This window comes from Pantoea anthophila, assembly GCF_026104315.1.
In the GTDB taxonomy this organism is placed as follows: domain Bacteria; phylum Pseudomonadota; class Gammaproteobacteria; order Enterobacterales; family Enterobacteriaceae; genus Pantoea; species Pantoea anthophila.
The window spans coordinates 1,644,757-1,665,884 of record NZ_CP110473.1; the positions used below are offsets into that span (position 1 = coordinate 1,644,757).

General features: G+C 56.4%; 18 protein-coding genes. 15 read left to right on the forward strand and 3 right to left on the reverse strand.

Going from position 1 to position 21,128, the window contains the following annotated elements; translation table 11 throughout:
• Positions 1-154: 154 nt before the first annotated feature.
• The 3 genes from pmrB to eptA are packed head-to-tail and all read right to left on the reverse strand — an operon-like array spanning position 155 to position 3,518.
• On the reverse strand, positions 155-1,213 hold the full coding sequence (gene pmrB / locus OJ965_RS10145; RefSeq protein WP_046102014.1) for a two-component system sensor histidine kinase PmrB: 1,059 nt from the start codon (positions 1,211-1,213) through the stop codon (positions 155-157).
• Complete coding sequence (gene pmrA, locus OJ965_RS10150; RefSeq protein ID WP_265139125.1) at positions 1,210-1,890, reverse strand: two-component system response regulator PmrA; 681 nt, start codon at positions 1,888-1,890, stop codon at positions 1,210-1,212. The genes pmrB and pmrA overlap by 4 nt, the downstream gene beginning before the upstream one ends.
• On the reverse strand, positions 1,887-3,518 hold the full coding sequence (gene eptA, locus OJ965_RS10155; protein WP_265139126.1) for a phosphoethanolamine transferase EptA: 1,632 nt from the start codon (positions 3,516-3,518) through the stop codon (positions 1,887-1,889). The genes pmrA and eptA overlap by 4 nt, the downstream gene beginning before the upstream one ends.
• Positions 3,519-3,972: 454 nt before the next feature.
• Here eptA and otsB point away from each other — a divergent pair, with 454 nt between their 5' ends.
• The 15 genes from otsB (at position 3,973) to cheZ (ending at position 21,118) form a co-directional block, all read left to right on the forward strand.
• The gene (gene otsB, locus OJ965_RS10160; protein WP_265139127.1) at positions 3,973-4,761 is read left to right on the forward strand and encodes a trehalose-phosphatase; all 789 of its coding nucleotides are present in this window, start codon (positions 3,973-3,975) and stop codon (positions 4,759-4,761) included.
• A complete protein-coding gene (otsA, locus tag OJ965_RS10165) occupies positions 4,758-6,194 on the forward strand; it encodes an alpha,alpha-trehalose-phosphate synthase (protein WP_009089660.1) in 1,437 nt (478 codons plus the stop codon). Before otsB ends, otsA begins: the two co-directional genes overlap by 4 nt.
• A gap of 1,013 nt (positions 6,195-7,207) precedes the next feature.
• Positions 7,208-7,561, forward strand: coding sequence for a flagellar transcriptional regulator FlhD (gene flhD / locus OJ965_RS10170; protein WP_009089661.1), 354 nt, complete (start codon positions 7,208-7,210; stop codon positions 7,559-7,561).
• A complete protein-coding gene (gene flhC / locus OJ965_RS10175; protein ID WP_009089663.1) occupies positions 7,558-8,136 on the forward strand; it encodes a flagellar transcriptional regulator FlhC in 579 nt (192 codons plus the stop codon). The genes flhD and flhC overlap by 4 nt, the downstream gene beginning before the upstream one ends.
• 132 nt (positions 8,137-8,268) lie before the next feature.
• Complete coding sequence (motA, locus tag OJ965_RS10180) at positions 8,269-9,156, forward strand: flagellar motor stator protein MotA (protein ID WP_009089665.1); 888 nt, start codon at positions 8,269-8,271, stop codon at positions 9,154-9,156.
• On the forward strand, positions 9,153-10,097 hold the full coding sequence (gene motB / locus OJ965_RS10185) for a flagellar motor protein MotB (RefSeq protein ID WP_009089667.1): 945 nt from the start codon (positions 9,153-9,155) through the stop codon (positions 10,095-10,097). The genes motA and motB overlap by 4 nt, the downstream gene beginning before the upstream one ends.
• An 11-nt stretch (positions 10,098-10,108) precedes the next feature.
• On the forward strand, positions 10,109-12,097 hold the full coding sequence (gene cheA / locus OJ965_RS10190) for a chemotaxis protein CheA (protein ID WP_190311354.1): 1,989 nt from the start codon (positions 10,109-10,111) through the stop codon (positions 12,095-12,097).
• Positions 12,098-12,120: 23 nt separating this feature from the next.
• Positions 12,121-12,615 (forward strand): chemotaxis protein CheW, encoded by a 495-nt coding sequence (gene cheW / locus OJ965_RS10195; protein WP_009089670.1) that lies wholly within the window; start codon positions 12,121-12,123, stop codon positions 12,613-12,615.
• A gap of 162 nt (positions 12,616-12,777) precedes the next feature.
• Entirely contained in the window at positions 12,778-14,451 is a 1,674-nt protein-coding gene (locus OJ965_RS10200; RefSeq protein ID WP_265139133.1) for a methyl-accepting chemotaxis protein, read from the forward strand.
• 243 nt (positions 14,452-14,694) lie between these two features.
• A complete protein-coding gene (locus OJ965_RS10205; RefSeq protein WP_265139134.1) occupies positions 14,695-16,257 on the forward strand; it encodes a methyl-accepting chemotaxis protein in 1,563 nt (520 codons plus the stop codon).
• A gap of 104 nt (positions 16,258-16,361) precedes the next feature.
• Positions 16,362-18,038: a methyl-accepting chemotaxis protein gene (locus OJ965_RS10210; protein ID WP_046102009.1), complete on the forward strand. Its 1,677-nt coding sequence runs from the start codon at positions 16,362-16,364 to the stop codon at positions 18,036-18,038.
• A 78-nt stretch (positions 18,039-18,116) separates the two neighbouring features.
• Positions 18,117-18,989, forward strand: a complete 873-nt coding sequence (cheR, locus tag OJ965_RS10215) for a protein-glutamate O-methyltransferase CheR (protein WP_009089677.1) — start codon at positions 18,117-18,119, stop codon at positions 18,987-18,989.
• Positions 18,989-20,038, forward strand: coding sequence for a protein-glutamate methylesterase/protein-glutamine glutaminase (locus tag OJ965_RS10220; RefSeq protein ID WP_009089678.1), 1,050 nt, complete (start codon positions 18,989-18,991; stop codon positions 20,036-20,038). The genes cheR and OJ965_RS10220 overlap by 1 nt, the downstream gene beginning before the upstream one ends.
• A gap of 39 nt (positions 20,039-20,077) precedes the next feature.
• Positions 20,078-20,467 (forward strand): chemotaxis response regulator CheY, encoded by a 390-nt coding sequence (gene cheY / locus OJ965_RS10225; protein WP_003849158.1) that lies wholly within the window; start codon positions 20,078-20,080, stop codon positions 20,465-20,467.
• Positions 20,468-20,476: 9 nt separating this feature from the next.
• Complete coding sequence (gene cheZ, locus OJ965_RS10230; RefSeq protein WP_009089682.1) at positions 20,477-21,118, forward strand: protein phosphatase CheZ; 642 nt, start codon at positions 20,477-20,479, stop codon at positions 21,116-21,118.
• The last annotated feature ends 10 nt before the right edge of the window (positions 21,119-21,128 follow it).

Sequence of the window (21,128 nt, forward strand, 5' to 3'; positions counted from 1 at the left end):
CAGTCGCGATACTGGCGGCTCCTGTTGAGGAGGTTACTATGAAAACTGTGTCTGCTTCCCTGCCCGTTGCGGCTCCGCGTCCGCTGAGTGAATATGCTGCCCTGCTGATTACCGCAGCGACCCTTATTCTGTTCCTCAGTGCCTGGTTCAGCGCCTAACATTTTACCACGGCCCGGCAACCGCTTCTGTCCCGGCGGTTCTCCAGAAAAAACTGAAACCGGTGTAACTGGACGATGCGGCTGACAATGCTCAGCCCAAGTCCGATGCCGCCGTAGCGGCTGTCCATGCGGATAAACGCTTTACTCAGCTCACCACTTTTACTCTCATCAATGCCCGGCCCCTGATCTTCCACCACCAGCATCGGTTGCGGAGACGCGAGCAGCTGGACGGTGATGGTACTGTTGTCCGGGCTGTAGCGATGGGCATTCTCGACCAGGTTGCGCAGCAGCATCTTCAGCAGCGTCGCATCCCCGCGCACAAACTGCTCTTCCGGCAGATCGAGCAGCAGCGTCTGCTGATGCGCCTCCAGCATGATACTCAGCTCCGCCTCCATCGGCAGGATCACATCTGCAATCAGTCCCACGTTCTGGTAGGTGCCGGAGGTAAAGGACTGGCCGGCGCGCGCCAGACTTAAAAGCTGCGAGACGCTGTGCGTCATCTGATCCAGTCGCTGCACCAGCGGCTGCACTTTCACATCGCTGTTGCGCTCGATTAACTCCAGATGCAGCCGTAAGCCGGCCAGCGGCGTGCGCAGCTCATGCGCCACATCGGCGGTAAACAGACGTTCACGCTCCAGGCTGGTGTTAAGGCGCGCCACCAGCTGATTGATCGCCAGGGTGACCGCCTCGATTTCATGAACCTGGCTGTGGCAGGTGATGGGGTGGAGATTATCTTCACCCCGACTTTCCAGCTCACGCTGTAGCTGATAGAGCGGCCGGGTGATCCATTTCACTGCCTGGTAGCAGAGCAGCAGCGTCAGTGTAATCATCACCAGGCTCGGCACCGCCAGGCTGGCGACCGCTTCATGGACCTCGCGCTTGACGTGGCTGTCCATGTTGCGCTTCTGCAGCTGCGCTTCCACCAGAAACTGAATCTGCTCTTTACTCTCATGCCAGAGCCAGACCACGCTGATCACCTGAAAGACCAGCAGGATCAGGCCGATGGTCAGGATCAGGCGAAAGCGCATACTGCGGTGATCGAATCGTCCTGTCATGTTGCCTCGCGCGGGGTCTCCTGCGTGACCAGCGCATAACCAAATCCGCGTACGGTGCGGATGGCGGTTTTGCCGATTTTGTCGCGCAGATTATGAATATGAACTTCCAGCGTATTGGTCGACGGCTCGGTCTCCCAGTTATAGATATCCTGGTAGAGAATTTCGCGGTGAACCGGATTGCCGGCCTTCAGCATCAGCCGTGACAGGATCGCAAACTCTTTGGGGGTGAGATCCAGCAGCTCATCGCTGAGCGTGATCTGACGGTGGGTCATATCCAGCGCCAGCGCGCCCACTCTGACCTGACTGTCGCCCTGATTGACGTGGCGGCGGATCAGCGCACGGATGCGCGCCAGCAGCTCATCCAGCGAGAACGGTTTGATCAGATAATCATCGGCACCCGCGTCCAGTCCGGCAATGCGTTCGCTGATGGTGTCGCGGGCGGTGAGGATCAGGACCGGGGTCATCTTCTTCTGCCGCCGCAGACGGATCAGGAAGTGCAGTCCATCCTCGTCCGGCAGGCCGAGATCCAGCACCACCAGACTGTAGAGGCCGCTGGCATAATGCGCTTCCGCATCCCGTACGCTGGTGACGCCATCGCAGACATAACCTTCACCTTCCAGCGCCAGTATCAGACCCTGCAGCAGCAGGGCGTCATCTTCCACTATCAGTATCTTCATTCGTGTTGGCTCCGACACGACGTCAAAATATCATCCGCAGGCACATATTCGTGGGTTGCGGTGCCGGTTAATCCCAGCAGCGTTGAGAACAGATTATCCTGTGAGAAATCGTCTGTCGCCGCCAGTTTATTCAGGCAGGTGCGGTTAACCGCATAACGCTGCTGATAATCCGGGGAGAGCCAGATCAGCAGCGGCACATGCTTCTGCGTATCGGGCGCTATCGCATAGGGCAGGCCATGCAGGTAAGCCCCGTTTTCCCCCAGCGACTCGCCGTGGTCAGAGAGATAGACCAGACTGGTGGTAAAGCGATCCTGATGCGCACGCAGCACGCCAATCGCCTTATCCACGATGTGATCCACATTGAGCAGCGTATTGTCGTAGGTGTTGATCAACTGCTGCTGTGAACAGTCCTGAATCTGATTCGTGTCACAGGTCGGCTCAAACTGACGGAACTGTGGCGGGTAGCGATGGCTGTAGGTCGGGCCATGACTGCCTATGGTGTGCAGAACGATAATCGCGTTGCCCTTTAACTGGCTGATGTACTCATCCAGGCCGTGGAACAGCACGTCATCATAACATTCGCCCTCAATACACATGCCGGGCAGGTTCAGGCTGGTCATATCCTGATGCGGCACCCGATCGCAGGCTCCCTTACAGCCACCGTCATTCTCATTCCACAACACGCTGACCCCGGCGCGCTGAATGACATCCAGCACCCCCTCTTCATGGGCCGCCAGCACATCATCATAGTGAGCACGCGGCATGTTGGAAAACATGCAGGGCACGGACACCGCCGTCGCCGTTCCGCATGAGGTGGTGTGCGGGAAGTAAATCACATCATCTTTCGCCAGCAGGGGGTTGGTCAGCCGGTCATATCCGCCCAGCGAGAAATTCTGCGCGCGTGAGGTTTCACCCAGCACCACAATCGTCAGGTTCGGTTTGCCCCGGCTGTGGCTGGCGTCCAGATGGGCATCTTCACCGATCCGCACCAGCGGCACATTCTGCAACTCATGATGCTTATACCAGGAGAGCGTGGCGGCGATGCTATTAGAGGGGCTCAGCGCTTTGACCAGCTCGCGGTTGTTGCGGAACAGCGAGGCGTAATCCTTATAGAAGAGCAGGGCGATCAGCGCGATCAGCACCGCTGACAGCACAATGCTCAGCAGGCGTGCCAGCACCCCGCGCCACTGCTGCCGTTTTATCCGCGGCCAGAACATCATCAGCGCCATCAGCACGCCTGAGGTGAGCAGGGTGAGGAGCAGCTGCGGTGTCAGCAGGGCAAAAGACTCGGAGGCGGTGGTATCCATCATGTTGGTGATCATCGAGCGATCGATCACGATGTTGTAGGTATGGATAAAATACTGCGCCGACGCGGAGAGCAGAATAAAAAGCGCCGCCAGCAGGCGATCCAGCCAGAAAAATGAGGCCAGCGTAAGCACGATATTGATGACGCTGAAGGCGACCAGCGGCATGGATAAAAACACCAGCGTGGTATGCAGGCTCGTCAGCGGCATCACCGCCAGCACCTGACGGTAATAGACCAGATTAAGGAAAACCGCGATATAGATCGCCGCCAGGAGGAGCAGAGTCAGGCGGCTAATCAGCGGCCTCTTCAGTGTAAACGCCATGTGTGCAGGCACCCGAGGAAAAGAAAGTGTGCTGAGAGTGCGCTTTCAATATTAGGAATACCTTAAGAAGCTTAAGCTTCGTTTCAGGCCGCCGGATTCCTGAAGCGAAACGGCCGCAGCTCTGGCCAGCACTGGCCCGGCGGGGCAGCGGGGGAAACAGGACGCCCCCTGTCTGGGCTACTTTTCTGCTTACTTAACCGCAGCGGCTGGCATGAAAAGTGCATCTTTCTGGCATTACCCCTATTAATGACTACACTTAATCTGAAGATGTTCTCAGTGAGTCAGTATTGTCAGCAACGCGTTTGCACGTTTGAGGAGAGTGACCTATCTATTCACCCAGCTTTGCCCCTCAATCACCGCTTTATCAGAATTTCCCGCTTGCTGACCTGACTGCGTCAGGACATTCTTGTTTCAACTCAATGTTTTATTAAATCTGATTTTCAGGAGAAGTGACGTGACCCAGGTGGAAGAGACACATCCCACGTATCCGGCATTACGCAGCGGACAGTACGCCTTCTTTTTTGATGTCGACGGCACGCTGGCAGCGATACAGTCCCGTCCCGAAGCGGTATTCATTCCTCAGCAGGTCATCGCGCAACTGCAACAGCTTTCTGACCATTGTCAGGGCGCCCTCGCGCTGGTTTCCGGCAGACCCATTGCACAGCTTGATGCGCTGGCCGCGCCCTGGCACGGACCCGCTGCGGGCGTCCATGGTGCAGAGCGCCGCAATGCGCAGGGTGAGCTGCATCGTATCAGCCTGCCCGCCGAGGTCGAGCAGGCGCTCCGGCAGGAACTGCAGGATGCCATGGCAGGCTGGCCTGGTACGCAGCTGGAGGTAAAAGGCATGGCCTTTGCACTCCACTATCGCCAGGCGATGCAGCATGAGCAGGATGTGATGCGACTGGCCGAACAGTCCGTGAAGCGTTTTCCCGGACTGGCTCTGCAGCCGGGGAAATGTGTCGTTGAAATTAAACCGGCAGGCATCGATAAGGGTGCTGCGATTAGCGACCTTATGCAGCAGGCCCCGTTTGCCGGACGTACCCCCGTTTTTATCGGTGACGATTTGACCGACGAGAAGGGCTTTGTGGCGGTTAACGCGCAGCAGGGCATCTCGATTAAGGTCGGTGAAGGTCCCAGTCAGGCCCATTATCGGCTTACTGATGTCGATGCGGTTTACGGCTGGCTGGAAAAAACATTATTACTATTAGAGCAAGACAACGTCGGTAAGGAGTTTAGGTTATGAGTCGTTTAGTGGTTGTATCTAACCGTGTCGCCATGCCAGATGGGTCTAAAACCAGTGCAGGCGGTTTGGCCGTCGGCATCCTTGATGCCCTGAAAAGCACGGGTGGATTGTGGTTTGGCTGGAACGGTGAAATCAGCGAGTTTTCTGGTGAAGAAGAGGAGCAGGTCAGCGTTCAGGAACATGAGGGCATTGAGTATGCCTCCTTCCCGCTCAACCAGAACGAATATGATCTCTACTATTGCCAGTTCTCCAATACCGTCATCTGGCCCGCTTTCCATTATCGTCTCGATTTGGTGCAGTTCCAGCGTGAAGCCTGGGAAGGGTATTGTGACGTAAACGATATGGTTGCGCAGCGTCTGAAACCGCTGATTAAGCCTGATGATATTGTCTGGATCCACGATTATCACTTTTTACCATTTGCCGCCGCGCTGCGCCGCGCGGGCATTAATAACCGCATTGGTTTCTTCCTGCATATTCCGTTCCCGACTCCGGAAATTTTCAATGCCCTGCCGCCGCATAAAGAGCTGCTGGAAATGCTGTGCGAGTATGATTTGCTCGGCTTCCAGACCGAATCTGACCGCGTGGCCTTCCTCGACAGCGTCAGCCAGCTAACGCAGTTGCAGAATAAGGGCGATAAAAAGCATCGTGCCTTTGGCAATACCTTTATGACTGAGGTTTACCCTATCGGGATTGAGCCGGACAGTATTAAAGAGATGGCCGAAGGACCTCTGCCGCCTAAAATGGCGGCGATGAAAAAAGAGCTGGGCGATGCGCGCAACATTATCGCCTGTGAGCGTCTCGACTATTCCAAAGGTCTGCCGGAGCGTTTTCTGGCTTACGAAGCGCTGCTGGAGAACTTCCCGCAGCACCGCGGCAAAATCCGCTACTCGCAGATTGCACCGACTTCGCGCGGCGATGTGCAGGCGTATCAGGATATCCGTCATCAGCTGGAGACCGAAGCCGGGCGTATCAACGGTAAGTACGGTACGCTGGGCTGGACCCCGCTTTACTACCTTAACCAGCATTTTGACCGTCGCCTGCTGATGAAAATCTTCCGCCTGACTGACGTCGGCCTGGTCACGCCGCTGCGTGACGGGATGAACCTGGTCGCTAAAGAGTATGTCGCCGCCCAGGACCCGGACGATCCCGGCGTTCTGGTGCTCTCCCGCTTTGCCGGGGCCGCCAACGAGCTGACCTCAGCGTTGATCGTGAACCCTTATGACCGCGATGAAGTGGCGGCGGCACTGGATAAAGCGATTACCATGCCGCGGACGGAAAGGATCTCGCGCTACAACGACATGATGGCGGTATTGCGTAAGAACGATATTACCGCCTGGCGTGAAAACTTCCTGAAAGACCTGGAAGCCATTTCCCCGCGCAGCGCTGACCACGGCACCGATAATAAGGTCGCGACCTTCCCGAAACTCGCCTGACCTCATCAACAACGGCGGCGATATCCCTGCGATATCGCCGCCGTTTTTCGTCCCACCGCTTTTCAAACCTTTCCGCAAGCACCACAACTTGTCTGATACGCCGTTTTCGGCGCATTTCGTCTGGCAGGCCGATCAGGGCGTGAGGCTGGCCCGATAAATGCAACCCACGCAGAAATCCCGCGCTGTGGGGCTTATCCGCTTTCTTTACCTTTTTAACTCAAGTTTTAGCCCGACGTGCCGATACTCATAGTGCCATCGTATGCGTACCCCTCAACTCATTCGGCTTTCTTATGTAAACCCTTGTTACATCAGGTGCCGGTTCCTTAGCGACCCCTTGTCACTGTTAACGCCAGGTTGTCAGAAGGCCTTCTCACAGCCGTTATACCCTGACGATTTATTTACATACCCGCAGCGTTGCTCCCCTTAAGTAACTAATTTCACAGCAAATACCCGCCCTGTATTTCAGCATAAAATGCTGATTACTCATCTTTAAATGGTTCTAAATAGGGTGTTAAAACGATTAACACCCATTATTCATTCCGGACTGCGCAAACCGTCGATTAACGCTGCTTTTACCCCCTATTAAACCTTTCTCAGGACAAATTGGACTTAAAATCGCTCTTTTTTGTTCAAAAAATGACCACTCGATAAGCAATGGTAAAGGGTTGCTGAAGAAATTTGCCTTAAAAGTGTGATCTGCGTCACACTTTATCTAAAATTTCTCCTGGCTGTCGTTGTAACCCGAAATCAGACGATATAGATTTGCGTTGTTTTCGGAATAGTCCTAAAAAAAGTAAGAAGGCGTCACGGAAGATGTCCGGAACTCGAAAATAAAATGGCATGGATTTTCGACCTTCGGTGGGTCTGAAACTCACAAAAAACAGAAGGCGAAAAACAGTGACATCAAATTTATGTGAAATTTTTTTGCCATCTTTTGATTTATCAAACAGCAGCTCGAACCGCAGATCATATTCTGCGATACAGTTACGTCGCATCTCTCAGGATGGAAAATAATGGGCACCTCTGAAGTACTGAAACATATTTACGATCTCAACTTGTCTTATTTACTGCTTGCGCAGCGTTTAATTAACCAGGATAAAGCTTCTGCAATGTTTCGCCTCGGCATTGACGAAAAAATGGCGAATGCATTATCAGAATTAACATTGCCTGAAATGGTAAAAATGGCGGAAACCAATCAGCTGGTTTGCCAGTTTCGTTTTACCGACAGCAGCACGATTAATCGCCTGACGCAGGAATCCCGCGTGGATGATTTACAGCAGATTCATACCGGCATTTTATTATCCAGCCGTTTACTGCGTAATGCGTCTAAAGAAGATCTGCCTGCTAAAAAGAGAGCAATGTCATGAGTGAGAAAAGTATTGTTCAGGAAGCGCGTGACATTCAGCTCGCAATGGAGTTGATCTCGTTAGGTGCACGCTTACAGATGTTAGAGAGCGAAACCCAGCTGAGCCGGGGTCGCCTGATCAAGCTCTATAAAGAACTGCGTGGCAGCCCGCCGCCAAAAGGCATGCTGCCGTTCTCCACGGACTGGTTCATGACCTGGGAGCAGAATATCCACGCTTCCATGTTCTGTAACGCCTGGAAATTTTTGCTGAAAACCGGCCTGTGCAGTGGCGTCGATGCCGTCATCAAAGCCTACCGGTTATACCTTGAGCAGTGTCCGCAATCGGACGAGGGCCCGCTGTTGGCGCTGACCCGCGCCTGGACCCTGGTCCGATTTGTTGAAAGTGGCATGCTGGAACTGGCTGACTGCAAATGCTGCAATGGCAGCTTTATTAACCATGCACATCAGCCGGTTGGCAGCTTTACCTGCAGCCTGTGCCAGCCACCATCACGTGCCGTAAAAAGACGTAAACTTTCTGCAGAATCTGCCGATATGTTTCCACAACTGCTGGATGAACAGGTTAAACACGCCGTTTAAGTTTGTTCGCACTGTGGAAGCCATCCAGCAGCGGTTAATACCGCTGCTTTTTTTTTGCTTCCGGTTTGAGAATAACGCCTGCGGCTCTCTGGCTTAACTTCCACCAACACGTTACGGACGTAAGGATTTTTTGTGCTGATAATTATAGGTTACCTGGTTGTTTTAGGCTCCGTGTTGGGCGGATATGCACTGGTCGGTGGCCATCTGGGCGCGCTTTATCAGCCAGCCGAATTATTAATGATCGGCGGCGCGGGTGCCGGTGCTTTTTTAGTCGGCAACAACGGCAAGTCGATTAAAAAGACCATGAAAGCGCTGCCGCTGTTATTTCGCGGCTCAAAGTACAACAAAGCGGTTTACATGGATCTGATGGCGCTGCTTTATCGTCTGATGGCCAAATCGCGTCAGCAGGGCATGTTATCGCTGGAACGCGATATCGAAGATCCCAGCCAGAGTGAAATTTTTGCTAATTATCCCCGCATTCTTGCCGATAAACAGTTAGTCGATTTCATTACTGACTATCTGCGTCTGATGGTCAGCGGCAACATGAACGCCTTTGAAATTGAAGCGTTGATGGATGAAGAGATTGAGACTTACGAACATGAGTGTGACGTACCAGCGCAGAGTATAGCGGCGGTGGGTGACGGACTGCCGGCATTCGGTATCGTGGCAGCGGTCATGGGCGTGGTGCACGCACTGGCGTCGGCCGACCGTCCGGCGGCGGAACTGGGTGCACTGGTGGCCCATGCGATGGTGGGAACCTTCCTGGGCATTTTGCTGGCCTACGGATTTATCTCTCCGCTGTCGTCCGTTCTGCGTCAGAAGTGTGCGGAAACCACCAAGATGATGCAGTGCATCAAGGTGACGCTGCTGTCGAGCCTGAACGGTTATGCCCCGCAGATTGCGGTGGAGTTTGGTCGTAAGACGCTCTATTCCGCCGAGCGCCCGTCGTTCAGCGAACTGGAAGAGCATGTGCGTAACGCGAAAAACCCGGCTAAACAGACTTCGGACGAGGCTTCATGAAACACGGCAATCGCCCAATTGTGCTGATCAAAAAGCGCAAACATAAAGGCCATGAAGGCAGCCACGGTTCGTGGAAGATTGCCTACGCCGACTTTATGACGGCGATGATGGCCTTTTTTATGGTGATGTGGCTGCTGTCGATCGCAAACCCGCAGCAGCTGGTGCAGATAGCAGACTACTTTAAAACGCCACTGAAAGTGGCGATCACCGGCGGGCAGCGCAGCAGCGACAGCGAAAGCCCGATCCCCGGCGGCGGGGATGATCCGACGAAAAAGATCGGTGAAGTGAACAAAAAGGTCGATATGGATGCGCAGAAACGTCAGCTGGATGAGATCCGTCTCAACCGGCTGCGGGAGAAGCTCGATCAGATGATTGAGGCCGATCCGCGTCTGAAAACGCTGCGTCCGCATCTGATTATTAACATGGTGGAAGAGGGGCTGCGTATTCAGATTATCGACAGCCAGAATCGCCCGATGTTTAAGACCGGCAGTGCCGAGGTGGAGCCTTATATGCGCGACATTCTGCGTGCGATAGCGCCGATCCTCAATGACATCCCGAACCGCATCAGCCTGGCCGGACATACCGATGACTTCCAGTATGCCGGCGGCGACAAAGGCTACAGCAACTGGGAACTCTCGACCGACCGCGCTAACGCCTCCCGCCGTGAACTGGTGATGGGCGGCCTGGACAGCGGCAAAGTTTTGCGGGTGTTGGGTATGGCCGACACCATGCGCCTGAAAAATCGCGGCGGGAATGATGCAGTGAATCGCCGCATCAGCCTGCTGGTGTTGAACCATGACACCGAAGCGGCAATAGAAAAAGAGAACGCAGAAAGTGATGCCGTCCAGATCAGCGATCCGGCGGCCATTGAAAAAATTACCGCACCGCCAGCACCCCAGGGCAGCGCGGTGAATACAGCAGCCCCCTCACAGCCGAGGTGATTCCCGTGAGTATGGACATCAGCGATTTTTACCAGACGTTTTTTGATGAAGCCGATGAGCTATTAGCGGATATGGAACAACACCTGCTGGGCCTTGACCCGCAGGAGCCAGATTCTGAACAGCTCAACGCCATCTTCCGTGCCGCTCACTCCATTAAGGGTGGGGCCGGAACCTTTGGTTTTACGGTATTACAGGAAACGACTCACATCCTGGAAAACATTCTGGATGGTGCTCGTCGCGGCGAGATGCAGCTCAGCACCGACATCATCAACCTGTTTTTGGAAACCAAAGATATTATGCAGGAACAGCTCGATGCATATAAAACCGCGCAGGAGCCGAACGCGGAAAGCTTCAAATATATCTGTGAAGCACTGCGCCAGCTGGCGCTGGAGGCTAAAGGTCTGCCGGCAGAACTGCCGGTCAGCGTGGTGCCTGTCAGTGAAGAACCTGTCAGCACCAGCACCAGCAGCAGTGGCCTGCGTGTTCAGCTGATCGACCTCAAAGAGAAAGAAGTCGATCTGATGCTGGAAGAAATGGGCAATCTCGGCACCCTGACCAACGTGCAGAAAGGCAGCACCACGCTGGATGTCTGCATCGATGGTGTGGGCAAAGATGACATCGTGGCGGTGCTCTGCTTCGTCATCGACGAAGCACAGATCCGCTTCCCGGAGGCGGACGACGCCGTTGCCGCACCGGTGGCGGCGGTTGCCGCGCCCGTGGTGGAAGAAGTCCACACGGCCAGCGTCACCGAACTGCCGGTGGCACCAGCGAAGCGTGAAAGCAAGCGCGCCGCGGCCCCGGCCAAATCAAGCGAATCCACCAGTATCCGCGTGGCGGTAGAGAAGGTTGATCAGCTGATCAACCTGGTGGGCGAGCTGGTGATCACCCAGTCCATGCTGGCGCAGCGTTCCGGCGAGCTGGACCCGGTCGCGCATGGCGACCTGCTGAACAGCATGGGTCAGCTGGAGCGTAATGCCCGCGATCTGCAGGAATCGGTGATGTCGATTCGTATGATGCCAATGGAATATGTCTTCAGCCGCTTCCCGCGTCTGGTGCGTGACCTGGCCAGCAAGCTCGGCAAAGAGGTTGAACTGACCCTGCTGGGCAGCTCGACCGAACTCGATAAGAGCCTGATTGAGCGCATCATCGACCCGTTAACGCACCTGGTGCGTAACAGCCTGGACCACGGTATCGAAACGCCTGAGAAACGCGTGGCGGCTGGCAAGGTTGCGACCGGTAACCTGACGCTCTCCGCGGAACACCAGGGCGGCAACATCTGCATCGAAGTCTCCGATGATGGTGCCGGCCTTAACCGTGAACGTATTCTGGCTAAAGCGCTCTCATCCGGCCTGCCGGTCAGCGAGAACATGAGCGATGAAGAGGTCGGCATGCTGATCTTCGCGCCAGGCTTCTCCACTGCAGAGCAGGTGACAGATGTTTCCGGACGCGGCGTCGGTATGGACGTGGTGAAACGAAACATTCAGGAGATGGGCGGTCACGTCGAAATCGCCTCGAAGCAGGGCAAAGGCACCACCATTCGCATCCTGCTGCCTCTGACGCTGGCCATCCTCGACGGCATGTCCGTTCGTGTGGCCGACGAAGTCTTCATTCTGCCGCTGAATGCGGTGATGGAGTCGCTGCAACCGCGCGCCGAAGAGCTGAAGCCGCTGGCGGGTGGCGAGTGCGTGCTGGAAGTGCGTGGTGAATATCTGCCGCTGGTTGAACTGTGGAACGTCTTTGATGTGCAGGGCGCGAAAACGGAAGCCACGCAGGGGATCGTCGTGATCCTGCAGAGCGCGGGCAAACGCTATGCGCTGCTGGTCGATCAGCTGATTGGTCAGCATCAGGTGGTGGTGAAGAACCTGGAGAGCAACTATCGCAAGGTGCCGGGCATCTCTGCCGCGACCATTCTGGGTGACGGTAGCGTCGCGCTGATTGTCGATGTCTCCGCCCTGCAATCTCTGAACCGTGAAAAACGTGTGGCCGGCGCTGCCGCCTGATTGAAAACGAAAAGGTAAATAACATGAATGGAATGGCAACCGTGACAAAAATTGCTGGCGAAACCGTAGGTCAGGAGTTCCTGGTTTTCACGCTGGGCGACGAAGAGTACGGCATCGATATCCTTAAGGTGCAGGAGATCCGCGGTTACGATCAGGTTACCCGTATCGCAAACACCCCTGACTTTATCCGTGGTGTAACCAACCTGCGCGGCGTTATCGTACCGATCATCGATCTGCGCGTGAAGTTTGCACAGCCCGATGTGGAGTACAATGACAACACCGTGGTCATCGTGCTGAATCTGGAAAACCGCGTGGTCGGCATTGTGGTTGACGGCGTCTCTGACGTGCTGTCGCTGACCCAGGATCAGATCCGTCCTTCCCCGGAGTTCGCGGTCACCATGTCTACCGAATACCTGACCGGTCTGGGTGCGCTCGGCGAGCGTATGCTGATTCTGGTCGACATCGAGAAGCTGCTGAGCAGCGACGAGATGGCGCTGGTCGATAACCTGCGCGCGTAAGGTGTTTATCACGGGCCGGTCTTAACCGGCCCGTGATCATTCTCACCGGTAATTATCCCTTTCTGTTCAGATAATAAACACGTCTCCCCCTCTGATTTTTTGCCTCCTCCTGCCGATACTTCAGACGTCACCTCAAATCACTTACTTTTTTCAGGGTTAATCATGTTAACGAAAATCCGTGTTGTCACCAGTCTGTTGCTGGTGTTGCTGGTGTTTGGGCTTTTACAGGCCATCTCCGGTTCTGTTTTTTACTCCGCGCTGAGCCACGACAAGCAGAGTTTCGCGGTCTCCCAGCTGGCGGCCAAAAATACTGAGGCACTGAACGACGCCTATCTCAGCCTGAATCAGAGCCGGGTCCTGCTGACGCGTGTTCAGTTACGTTTCGCCACCAGCAAACTGGAGGGCAAAACTGCCGACGTCGCGGGGCTGTTTGAAGAGAGCAAAGGATTCCAGCAGTCGGCAGAGGGCTTTTACCGGCTGTTCAAAGAGACACCGGACACTCCGGGACAGAATCAGCAACTTAACAGCCAGCTCGACCAGCGCTACGCGGATTATGCCGGGGCGCTGGGTGCCATGCAGACGGCGCTGCAGGCGGGCGATCTCACCGCCGCCGGTAAAATTCCGGTCGCCCCCAGTCAGAGTGCCTTTTTAACCCTCTATCGTGAGTGGCGTGCCGATCAGAATCGCCTGGCTTCGCTGGGCGCAGAGGCGAACAGCGCGGCCTACAGCCGGATGATGTGGATCCTGGGCACGATTCTGGTCGCCGTGCTGGCGGTGATTCTGCTCTGCTGGTCCGGACTGCGTAAAATCGTTCTGACGCCGCTGAACGAGAGCATCGATCACATCCGGCATATCGCCGGGGGTGATTTAACCCATACCATCGTCGTGGAAGGGCGCAACGAGATGACGCAGCTTGCCGCCAGTCTGCATGAGATGCAGCAGTCGCTGGTGCGTACCGTCAGCCAGGTGCGCGATGGCTCAGATGCGATTTTCACCGGTGCCAGTGAGATCTCCGCCGGGAATAATGATCTCTCCGCCCGGACGGAACAGCAGGCCGCCTCACTGGAGCAGACCGCAGCCAGCATGGAGCAGCTGACTGCCACCGTGAAACAGAACGCCGAAAACGCCCGTCAGGCGTCACAGCTGGCGCTCAGTGCCTCGCAAACCGCAGAAAAAGGCGGCAGCGTGGTGGATGGCGTGGTGAAAACCATGAGTGAAATCGCCGGCAGCTCGAAGAAGATTGCCGACATCACCAGCGTGATTGATGGCATCGCTTTCCAGACCAACATTCTGGCGCTGAACGCCGCCGTGGAAGCGGCCCGCGCCGGTGAACAGGGACGCGGATTTGCGGTGGTGGCAGGGGAAGTGCGCAACCTGGCGCAGCGCAGCGCCCAGGCGGCCAAAGAGATCAAAGGGCTGATCGACGACTCGGTCAACCGGGTCAGCATTGGCTCACAGCTGGTCGGCACCGCCGGTGAAACCATGAACGATATCGTCAGCGCGGTGACCCGCGTCACCGACATCATGGGCGAAATCGCCTCGGCCTCTGATGAGCAGAGTCGGGGAATCGATCAGGTGGGGGAGGCGGTCACCGAAATGGATCGTGTCACCCAGCAGAACGCCTCGCTGGTAGAGGAGTGTGCGGCCGCGGCGGCCTCGCTGGAAGATCAGGCCAGCCGGTTAAGCCAGTCCGTATCGCTGTTTAAAATCAGACGCGACGCTGCCCCACAGACCCTGACGAAGCATGTGCCGATCGCCGCCCCCGTGACCGCGCTGCCGGCCTCACGCAAAGCCCTGACGGCACCGGTCAGTGACACCCACTGGGAAACCTTCTGACCGCTGACAGAACGCCACACGCCAGTGAAACGCACTGGCGATCCGTGCGATTTAACGCTGCGCATCCTGCGAGCTGCGCAGCGCCCTCCGTGATTTTTCTGACTAAAGTCAAACTGATAGCCCTGCACTGATAAAAATAATTACAAAAGCCATTTTCGGTCTTCAGGTGCCGAAAAGCGTTAATTAATCCCGTAATCACGCCGATATAGCCGCTGCACCTTAATCAACCTGCAGGGGAACGAGATGTTAAAAAAAATAAAAGTGGTGACCAGTTTAATCGCCGTACTGGTTATCTTTGGCGCGCTCCAGTTAATGTCTGGCAGCCTTTTCTGGTCCGCTCTGAACAATGACAAAGCGGCTTTTGCACTGTCGCAGGTCTCTAACCGCAACGTCACCTCGATGACGGATGCCTATATCTCTCTAAACAACAGCCGCACCACACTGAACCGTGCCATGCTGCGGTTGCAGACCAGCATGGCGGCGCAGATGAACGGCGGTCAGCTGGATGATCTGATGAACCGCGCTAACAGTCAGTTAGCGGAAGCCGATCGTCACTTCAAAATCTACTACGATCTGCCTGCCACGCCGGGCCTGGAAGTGGCGCTGCGTGACAGACTCGAAGCGGATTATGCGCAATATGAAAAAGGGCTGAAGGGGATGGTGGCGAGCCTGCAGGCCCGCGATCTGGAAGGGATGTTCAAACAGAACATCGAGCAGAAGCAGGTTTCCATGCAGGAGAGTTACAGCGCATGGCGTGAACGTCAGACTGAGCTTTCCGATCAGGGCATGGCGCAGAACCAGCGTGCCTTCACCCAGATGATGTGGCTGCTGGGCGCGATTGGCGTTACGGTCATTGCCGTGATCGTCGCCTGCTGGTTTGGCCTGCGTCAGGTGCTGATTCAGCCGCTGCACCAGCTGCTGACCCAGATCCGTGCTATCGCGTCTGGCGATCTGACACAGCCGATTGTGGTTGATGGCCGCAACGAGATGAGCCAGCTGGCTGCAGGCATCCATGAGATGCAGCAGTCACTGGTGATGACGGTCGGCAATGTGCGCGACGGCTCTGATGCCATCTTTACCGGCGCCAGCGAAATCGCGGCCGGTAACAACGATCTGTCGGCCCGCACCGAAGAGCAGGCCGCCTCGCTGGAGCAGACCGCAGCCAGCATGGAACAGCTGACCGCCACCGTGAAGCAGAATGCGGACAACGCCCGCCAGGCCTCTCAGCTGGCGCTGACCGCCTCGGAAACCGCGCAGCAGGGCGGAAAAGTGGTCGATGGTGTCGTCAGCACCATGAAAGAGATCGCAGGCAGCTCGAAGAAAATTGCTGACATCATCAGCGTGATTGATGGCATCGCCTTCCAGACGAACATCCTGGCGCTGAACGCCGCCGTGGAAGCGGCGCGAGCCGGTGAACAGGGTCGCGGTTTTGCGGTCGTGGCCGGTGAAGTCCGCAGCCTGGCGCAGCGCAGCGCGCAGGCCGCCAAAGAGATTAAAGGCCTGATCGAAGATTCCGTGACGCGCGTCAACAGTGGTTCACTGCAGGTGGAAAGCGCCGGCAGCACCATGAGCGAGATCGTCGGGGCAGTCACCCGCGTCACCGACATCATGGGCGAAATCGCTTCAGCATCGGATGAGCAGAGCCGCGGTATTGAGCAGGTCGGACAGGCGGTGACGGAGATGGATCGCGTCACGCAGCAGAACGCCTCCCTGGTTGAGGAGTCGGCCGCCGCTGCCGCCGCACTGGAGCAGCAGGCCAGCGTACTGATGCAGGCGGTCTCCGTTTTCAAAATCTCCCGCGCCTGATTTTCCTTCCTTTGACTCTGGTGACGGCCTAAAGCCGTCGCCATCCATAAAGTTCCCTCACGTTGCGCCGATAAACAAAACGAATCGCAACCAATGAGGTGTTTATGTTTAGTCGAGTACGCGTTGTTTCCGGCCTGCTGTGTGTGCTGGCGCTGTTTGCGCTGCTGCAGCTGTTTTCCGGCGGAATGTTCTTCAAAACTGTCAGTTCAGATAAAGATAACTTTGCCTACAACCAGCGTCTGAATACGCTGCAGCAGGCTATGGGCACCTCATGGGTTTCGCTTGTTCAGGCGCGCAACACCCTCAACCGCGCCGGTATTCGTTTTCTGCAGGATGCGCAGATGGCGGGATCGGGTGCCAGCGTGAAAGAGCTGGTGGCACTGGCGGGTGAAGAGCTGAAACAGGCGGAAATCAACTATCAGATCTTTAACGATAACCTGTCGGAGAAGGGCAAAACGGCCGAAAACGTCCTGGCACTGCAGGCGAACTACAAGGCCTATCACGATGCGCTGGCGGAGCTGATGGTCTTCTTCACCACCGGCAACTTCAAAGGCTTTGTCGATCAGCCAACCCAGAGCTATCAGGACAAGTTCCAGAAAGATTACACCGCCTGGCTTGAGTACAACCAGGTCCTGGCGAAGCAGGGTGTCGAAGCTAACCAGCAGGCCTATACCCGCTCAATCACCATCGTGGTTGCCACGCTGGCAGTCACGCTGCTGATGATTATCCTGGTCTGGAATGTGATGCGCTCGGTGCTGATCCGTCCGCTGCGTCAGAGCATGGAACATATCCAGCACATTGCGCGTGGCGATCTGACTCAGCCGATTGAGATTAGCGTTCGAAACGAAATCGGTGAGTTGCTGACCTCTCTGCAGCACATGCAGCAGGAGCTGGTGCGTACCGTACGTACCGTGCGTGATGGCTCTGACGCCATCTACACCGGTGCCAGCGAAATCGCTATCGGCAACAACGATCTCTCTTCGCGTACGGAAGAGCAGGCGGCCTCTCTGGAGCAGACCGCGGCCAGTATGGAGCAGCTGACGGCCACCGTGAAGCAGAACGCCGAAAACGCCCGTCAGGCGTCGAAGCTGGCGCTGACCGCCTCGGAAACCGCTCAGCAGGGCGGCAAAGTGGTGGATGGCGTGGTCACCACCATGAAAGAGATTGCCGGCAGCTCGAAGAAAATTGCCGATATCACCAGCGTCATCGACGGTATCGCCTTCCAGACCAACATTCTGGCGCTGAACGCGGCGGTTGAAGCCGCCCGTGCGGGTGAACAGGGGCGCGGTTTTGCCGTGGTGGCCGGTGAAGTGCGCAGCCTGGCGCAGCGCAGCGCCCAGGCCGCAAGAGAGATCAAAGGCCTGATTGAAGATTCCGTGAGTCGCGTGAACACCGGCTCAGTGCTGGTAGAAAGCGCCGGTGACACCATGAGCAACATCGTCAGCGCGGTAACCCGCGTGACCGACATCATGGGTGAAATCGCCTCTGCGTCAGACGAGCAGAGCCGCGGTATCGACCAGGTTGGCCTGGCGGTTACCGAGATGGATCGCGTGACCCAGCAGAACGCCTCGCTGGTCGAAGAGTCTGCGGCAGCCGCTGCGGCGCTCGAAGATCAGGCAAGTCACTTAAAACAGGCGGTTTCAGTGTTCAATATTGGTAAAGAATTTGTCGCTCAGGCCGTTAACAAGACAACGGCGACAAAAACCCTACAGCTTGATGCGCCGTTAGCCGTTGGCCGTCAGTCTGCTGCGCGCAGTGACGACAACTGGGAAACCTTTTAATCGCCCGTCGTCCGGCCGCCGTTTCGCGGCCGGACATCGCAGCAGAGTTAATGTATTCAGTTCGGGCCAGGTGCAGAGATGAAAAAATCGACGATATTAGATCAAAATGAGACGACAACGCTGCTGTCACAGATGGTGCAGCGCCTGCCGCTCTCCGATGCGCATTTTCGCCGTATCAGCCAGCTGATCTATCAGCGTGCCGGTATCGTACTGGCCGATCACAAGCGTGAGATGGTTTACAACCGTCTGGTTCGTCGTCTGCGCACGCTGAACATCGACGATTTTGGTCGCTACCTGGCGCTGCTGGAGTCCGACCCGAACAGTGCCGAGTGGCAGGCGTTTATTAACGCCCTGACAACCAACCTGACCGCGTTCTTCCGTGAAGCGCATCACTTCCCGATTCTGGCGGAGCATGCACGTAAGCGTCAGGGCAATTTCAGCGTCTGGAGCACCGCGGCGTCAACCGGCGAAGAACCCTATTCGATCGCCATGACGCTGGCCGAAACGCTGGGGACCGGCCCCGGCAAATTTCAGGTTCACGCCAGCGATATCGACACCCAGGTACTGGAAAAAGCGGTTTCCGGCGTCTATCGCCAGGAGGAGCTGCGCACGCTGTCACCGGCGCAGATGCAGCGCTTCTTCCTGCGCGGAACCGGGCCGCATGCGGGCATGGTGCGGGCGCGCCCTGAGCTCAGTGGCCTGGTCACGTTCGCCCAGCTTAACCTGCTGGCTAACGAGTGGGCGCTGCCGGGGCCGTTTGACGCCATATTCTGTCGCAATGTGATGATCTATTTCGATAAAGAGACGCAGGAGAAGATTCTGCGTCGGTTTGTCCCGCTGCTGAAGCCGGGCGGCATTCTGTTCGCCGGTCACTCAGAGAACTTCAGTCAGATCAGTAAAGAGTTCTGGCTGCGCGGACAAACCGTCTATGGACTGACGAAGGAAAGATGATGAGCAAAATCACCGTGATGTGCGTAGATGACTCTGCGCTGATGCGGCAACTGATGACGGAAATCATCAACAGTCATCCGGATATGGAGATGGTCGCTACGGCGCCGGATCCGCTGGTCGCCCGCGATTTGATTAAGCAGTTCAATCCGCAGGTGCTGACGCTGGATGTGGAAATGCCGCGCATGGATGGCCTCGATTTCCTGGAAAAACTGATGCGGTTACGCCCGATGCCGGTCGTGATGGTCTCCTCGCTGACCGGAAAAGGCTCCGAGATTACGCTGCGGGCGCTGGAACTGGGGGCGGTCGATTTCGTCACCAAGCCCCAGCTCGGCATCCGCGAAGGGATGCTGGCTTACAGCCAGATGATTGGCGACAAGATCCGCGCCGCGGCCCGTGCCCGTCTGCATAACCGCGCCGCGATGCCGGCCCCGGTGACGCTGAAAGCAGGGCCGCTGCTGAGTAGTGAGAAACTGATTGCGATTGGCTCCTCTACCGGCGGCACCGAGGCGATCCGTCATGTGCTGCAGCCGTTACCGGCGACCAGCCCGGCGCTGCTGATTACCCAGCACATGCCGCCAGGCTTTACCCGCTCCTTTGCCGAGCGTCTGAACAAGCTGTGTCAGATCACGGTGAAAGAGGCGGAAGATGGCGAGCGTATTCTGCCGGGTCACGCCTATATCGCGCCAGGCGCGATGCATATGGAGCTGGCCCGAAGCGGTGCCAACTATGTTGTGAAGCTCAATGACGGCCCGCCGGTTAACCGGCACAAACCGTCGGTGGATGTGCTGTTCAAATCGGTGGCGATCAACGCCGGACGAAATGCGGTGGGGGTGATCCTCACCGGCATGGGCAACGACGGCGCCGCCGGGATGCTGGAGATGAACCGGGCGGGAGCCTGGACCATCGCCCAGAGCGAGGCCAGCTGTGTGGTATTTGGCATGCCGCGTGAGGCAATTGCCACAGGCGGTGTGAATGAAGTCGTGGATTTAAGCAACATCAGCCAGCACATGCTGGCGAAAATTAGCGCCGGACAGGCATTGCGTATTTAACAGGCCCGTCCTGCCGGGCGAGACAACTCAGGAGTAGATATGGCTGATAAAAACATGCGCTTTTTGGTAGTAGACGACTTCAATACGATGCGTCGTATTGTCCGTAACCTGCTGAAAGAGCTGGGCTTCAATAACGTAGAAGAAGCAGAAGATGGTGTGGATGCCCTTGGCAAACTGAAAGCAGGCGGTTTCGACTTCGTCATTTCTGACTGGAACATGCCAAACATGGATGGCCTGCAGCTGCTGCAGACCATTCGTGCCGACGCGGCGATGAGCACGCTGCCGGTGTTGATGGTGACCGCAGAAGCGAAGAAAGAGAACATTATCGCTGCTGCTCAGGCAGGCGCCAGCGGATATGTGGTGAAGCCTTTCACCGCCGCTACCCTGGAAGAGAAGCTGGGTAAAATTTTTGAAAAACTGGGCATGTAAGGAGATGTGATGAGCGACCTTCCGAAACCAACTATGGATGCCTCGGCACACGACATCATCAGTCGCATCGGGTCTCTGACCCGCATGCTGCGCGACAGCCTGCGCGAGCTGGGGCTGGATAAAGCCATCGCCGATGCCGCTGAAGCTATTCCTGATGCCCGCGACCGTCTGGATTACGTGGTGCAGATGACGGCGCAGGCCGCCGACCGTGCGCTGAACTGTGTTGAAGCAGCTCAGCCACATCAGGATAAAATGGAAGCCGGGGCAACTCAGCTGAAAGGGCGTTGGGATGAGTGGTTTGAGAACCCGATTGAACTGGGTGATGCGCGGGAGTTGGTGACGGATACGCGCGCATTCCTCGACGCTGTGCCAGAGCATACCTCCTTCACCAACAAACAGCTGCTGGCCATCATGATGGCGCAGGATTTCCAGGATCTGACCGGTCAGGTGATCAAGCGCATGATGGATGTGATCCAGGAGATTGAGCGCCAGCTGTTGATGGTGCTGCTGGAGAACATGCCGGAAGTCAGCGCAGAGAAGCGCCAGGAGGGCACCAGCCTGCTGAACGGGCCGCAGATCCACGCCGATGCACCGGGCGTGGTGGCGAACCAGGATCAGGTTGATGACCTGCTGGACAGCTTAGGGTTCTGACCCGATGTTG

Bases quoted from the DNA above. Each gene is read 5' to 3' on its own strand.
- cheW (WP_009089670.1), top strand. From the start codon at position 12,121: ATGAATGGAATGGCAACCGTGACAAAAATTGCTGGCGAAACCGTAGGT.
- flhC (WP_009089663.1), top strand. From the start codon at position 7,558: ATGAGTGAGAAAAGTATTGTTCAGGAAGCGCGTGACATTCAGCTCGCA.
- OJ965_RS10210 (WP_046102009.1), top strand. From the start codon at position 16,362: ATGTTTAGTCGAGTACGCGTTGTTTCCGGCCTGCTGTGTGTGCTGGCG.
- eptA (WP_265139126.1), bottom strand. From the start codon at position 3,518: ATGGCGTTTACACTGAAGAGGCCGCTGATTAGCCGCCTGACTCTGCTC.
- cheZ (WP_009089682.1), top strand. From the start codon at position 20,477: ATGAGCGACCTTCCGAAACCAACTATGGATGCCTCGGCACACGACATC.
- OJ965_RS10205 (WP_265139134.1), top strand. From the start codon at position 14,695: ATGTTAAAAAAAATAAAAGTGGTGACCAGTTTAATCGCCGTACTGGTT.
- OJ965_RS10200 (WP_265139133.1), top strand. From the start codon at position 12,778: ATGTTAACGAAAATCCGTGTTGTCACCAGTCTGTTGCTGGTGTTGCTG.
- cheR (WP_009089677.1), top strand. From the start codon at position 18,117: ATGAAAAAATCGACGATATTAGATCAAAATGAGACGACAACGCTGCTG.
- otsA (WP_009089660.1), top strand. From the start codon at position 4,758: ATGAGTCGTTTAGTGGTTGTATCTAACCGTGTCGCCATGCCAGATGGG.
- pmrA (WP_265139125.1), bottom strand. From the start codon at position 1,890: ATGAAGATACTGATAGTGGAAGATGACGCCCTGCTGCTGCAGGGTCTG.
- OJ965_RS10220 (WP_009089678.1), top strand. From the start codon at position 18,989: ATGAGCAAAATCACCGTGATGTGCGTAGATGACTCTGCGCTGATGCGG.
- flhD (WP_009089661.1), top strand. From the start codon at position 7,208: ATGGGCACCTCTGAAGTACTGAAACATATTTACGATCTCAACTTGTCT.
- pmrB (WP_046102014.1), bottom strand. From the start codon at position 1,213: ATGACAGGACGATTCGATCACCGCAGTATGCGCTTTCGCCTGATCCTG.
- cheA (WP_190311354.1), top strand. From the start codon at position 10,109: ATGGACATCAGCGATTTTTACCAGACGTTTTTTGATGAAGCCGATGAG.
- cheY (WP_003849158.1), top strand. From the start codon at position 20,078: ATGGCTGATAAAAACATGCGCTTTTTGGTAGTAGACGACTTCAATACG.
- motB (WP_009089667.1), top strand. From the start codon at position 9,153: ATGAAACACGGCAATCGCCCAATTGTGCTGATCAAAAAGCGCAAACAT.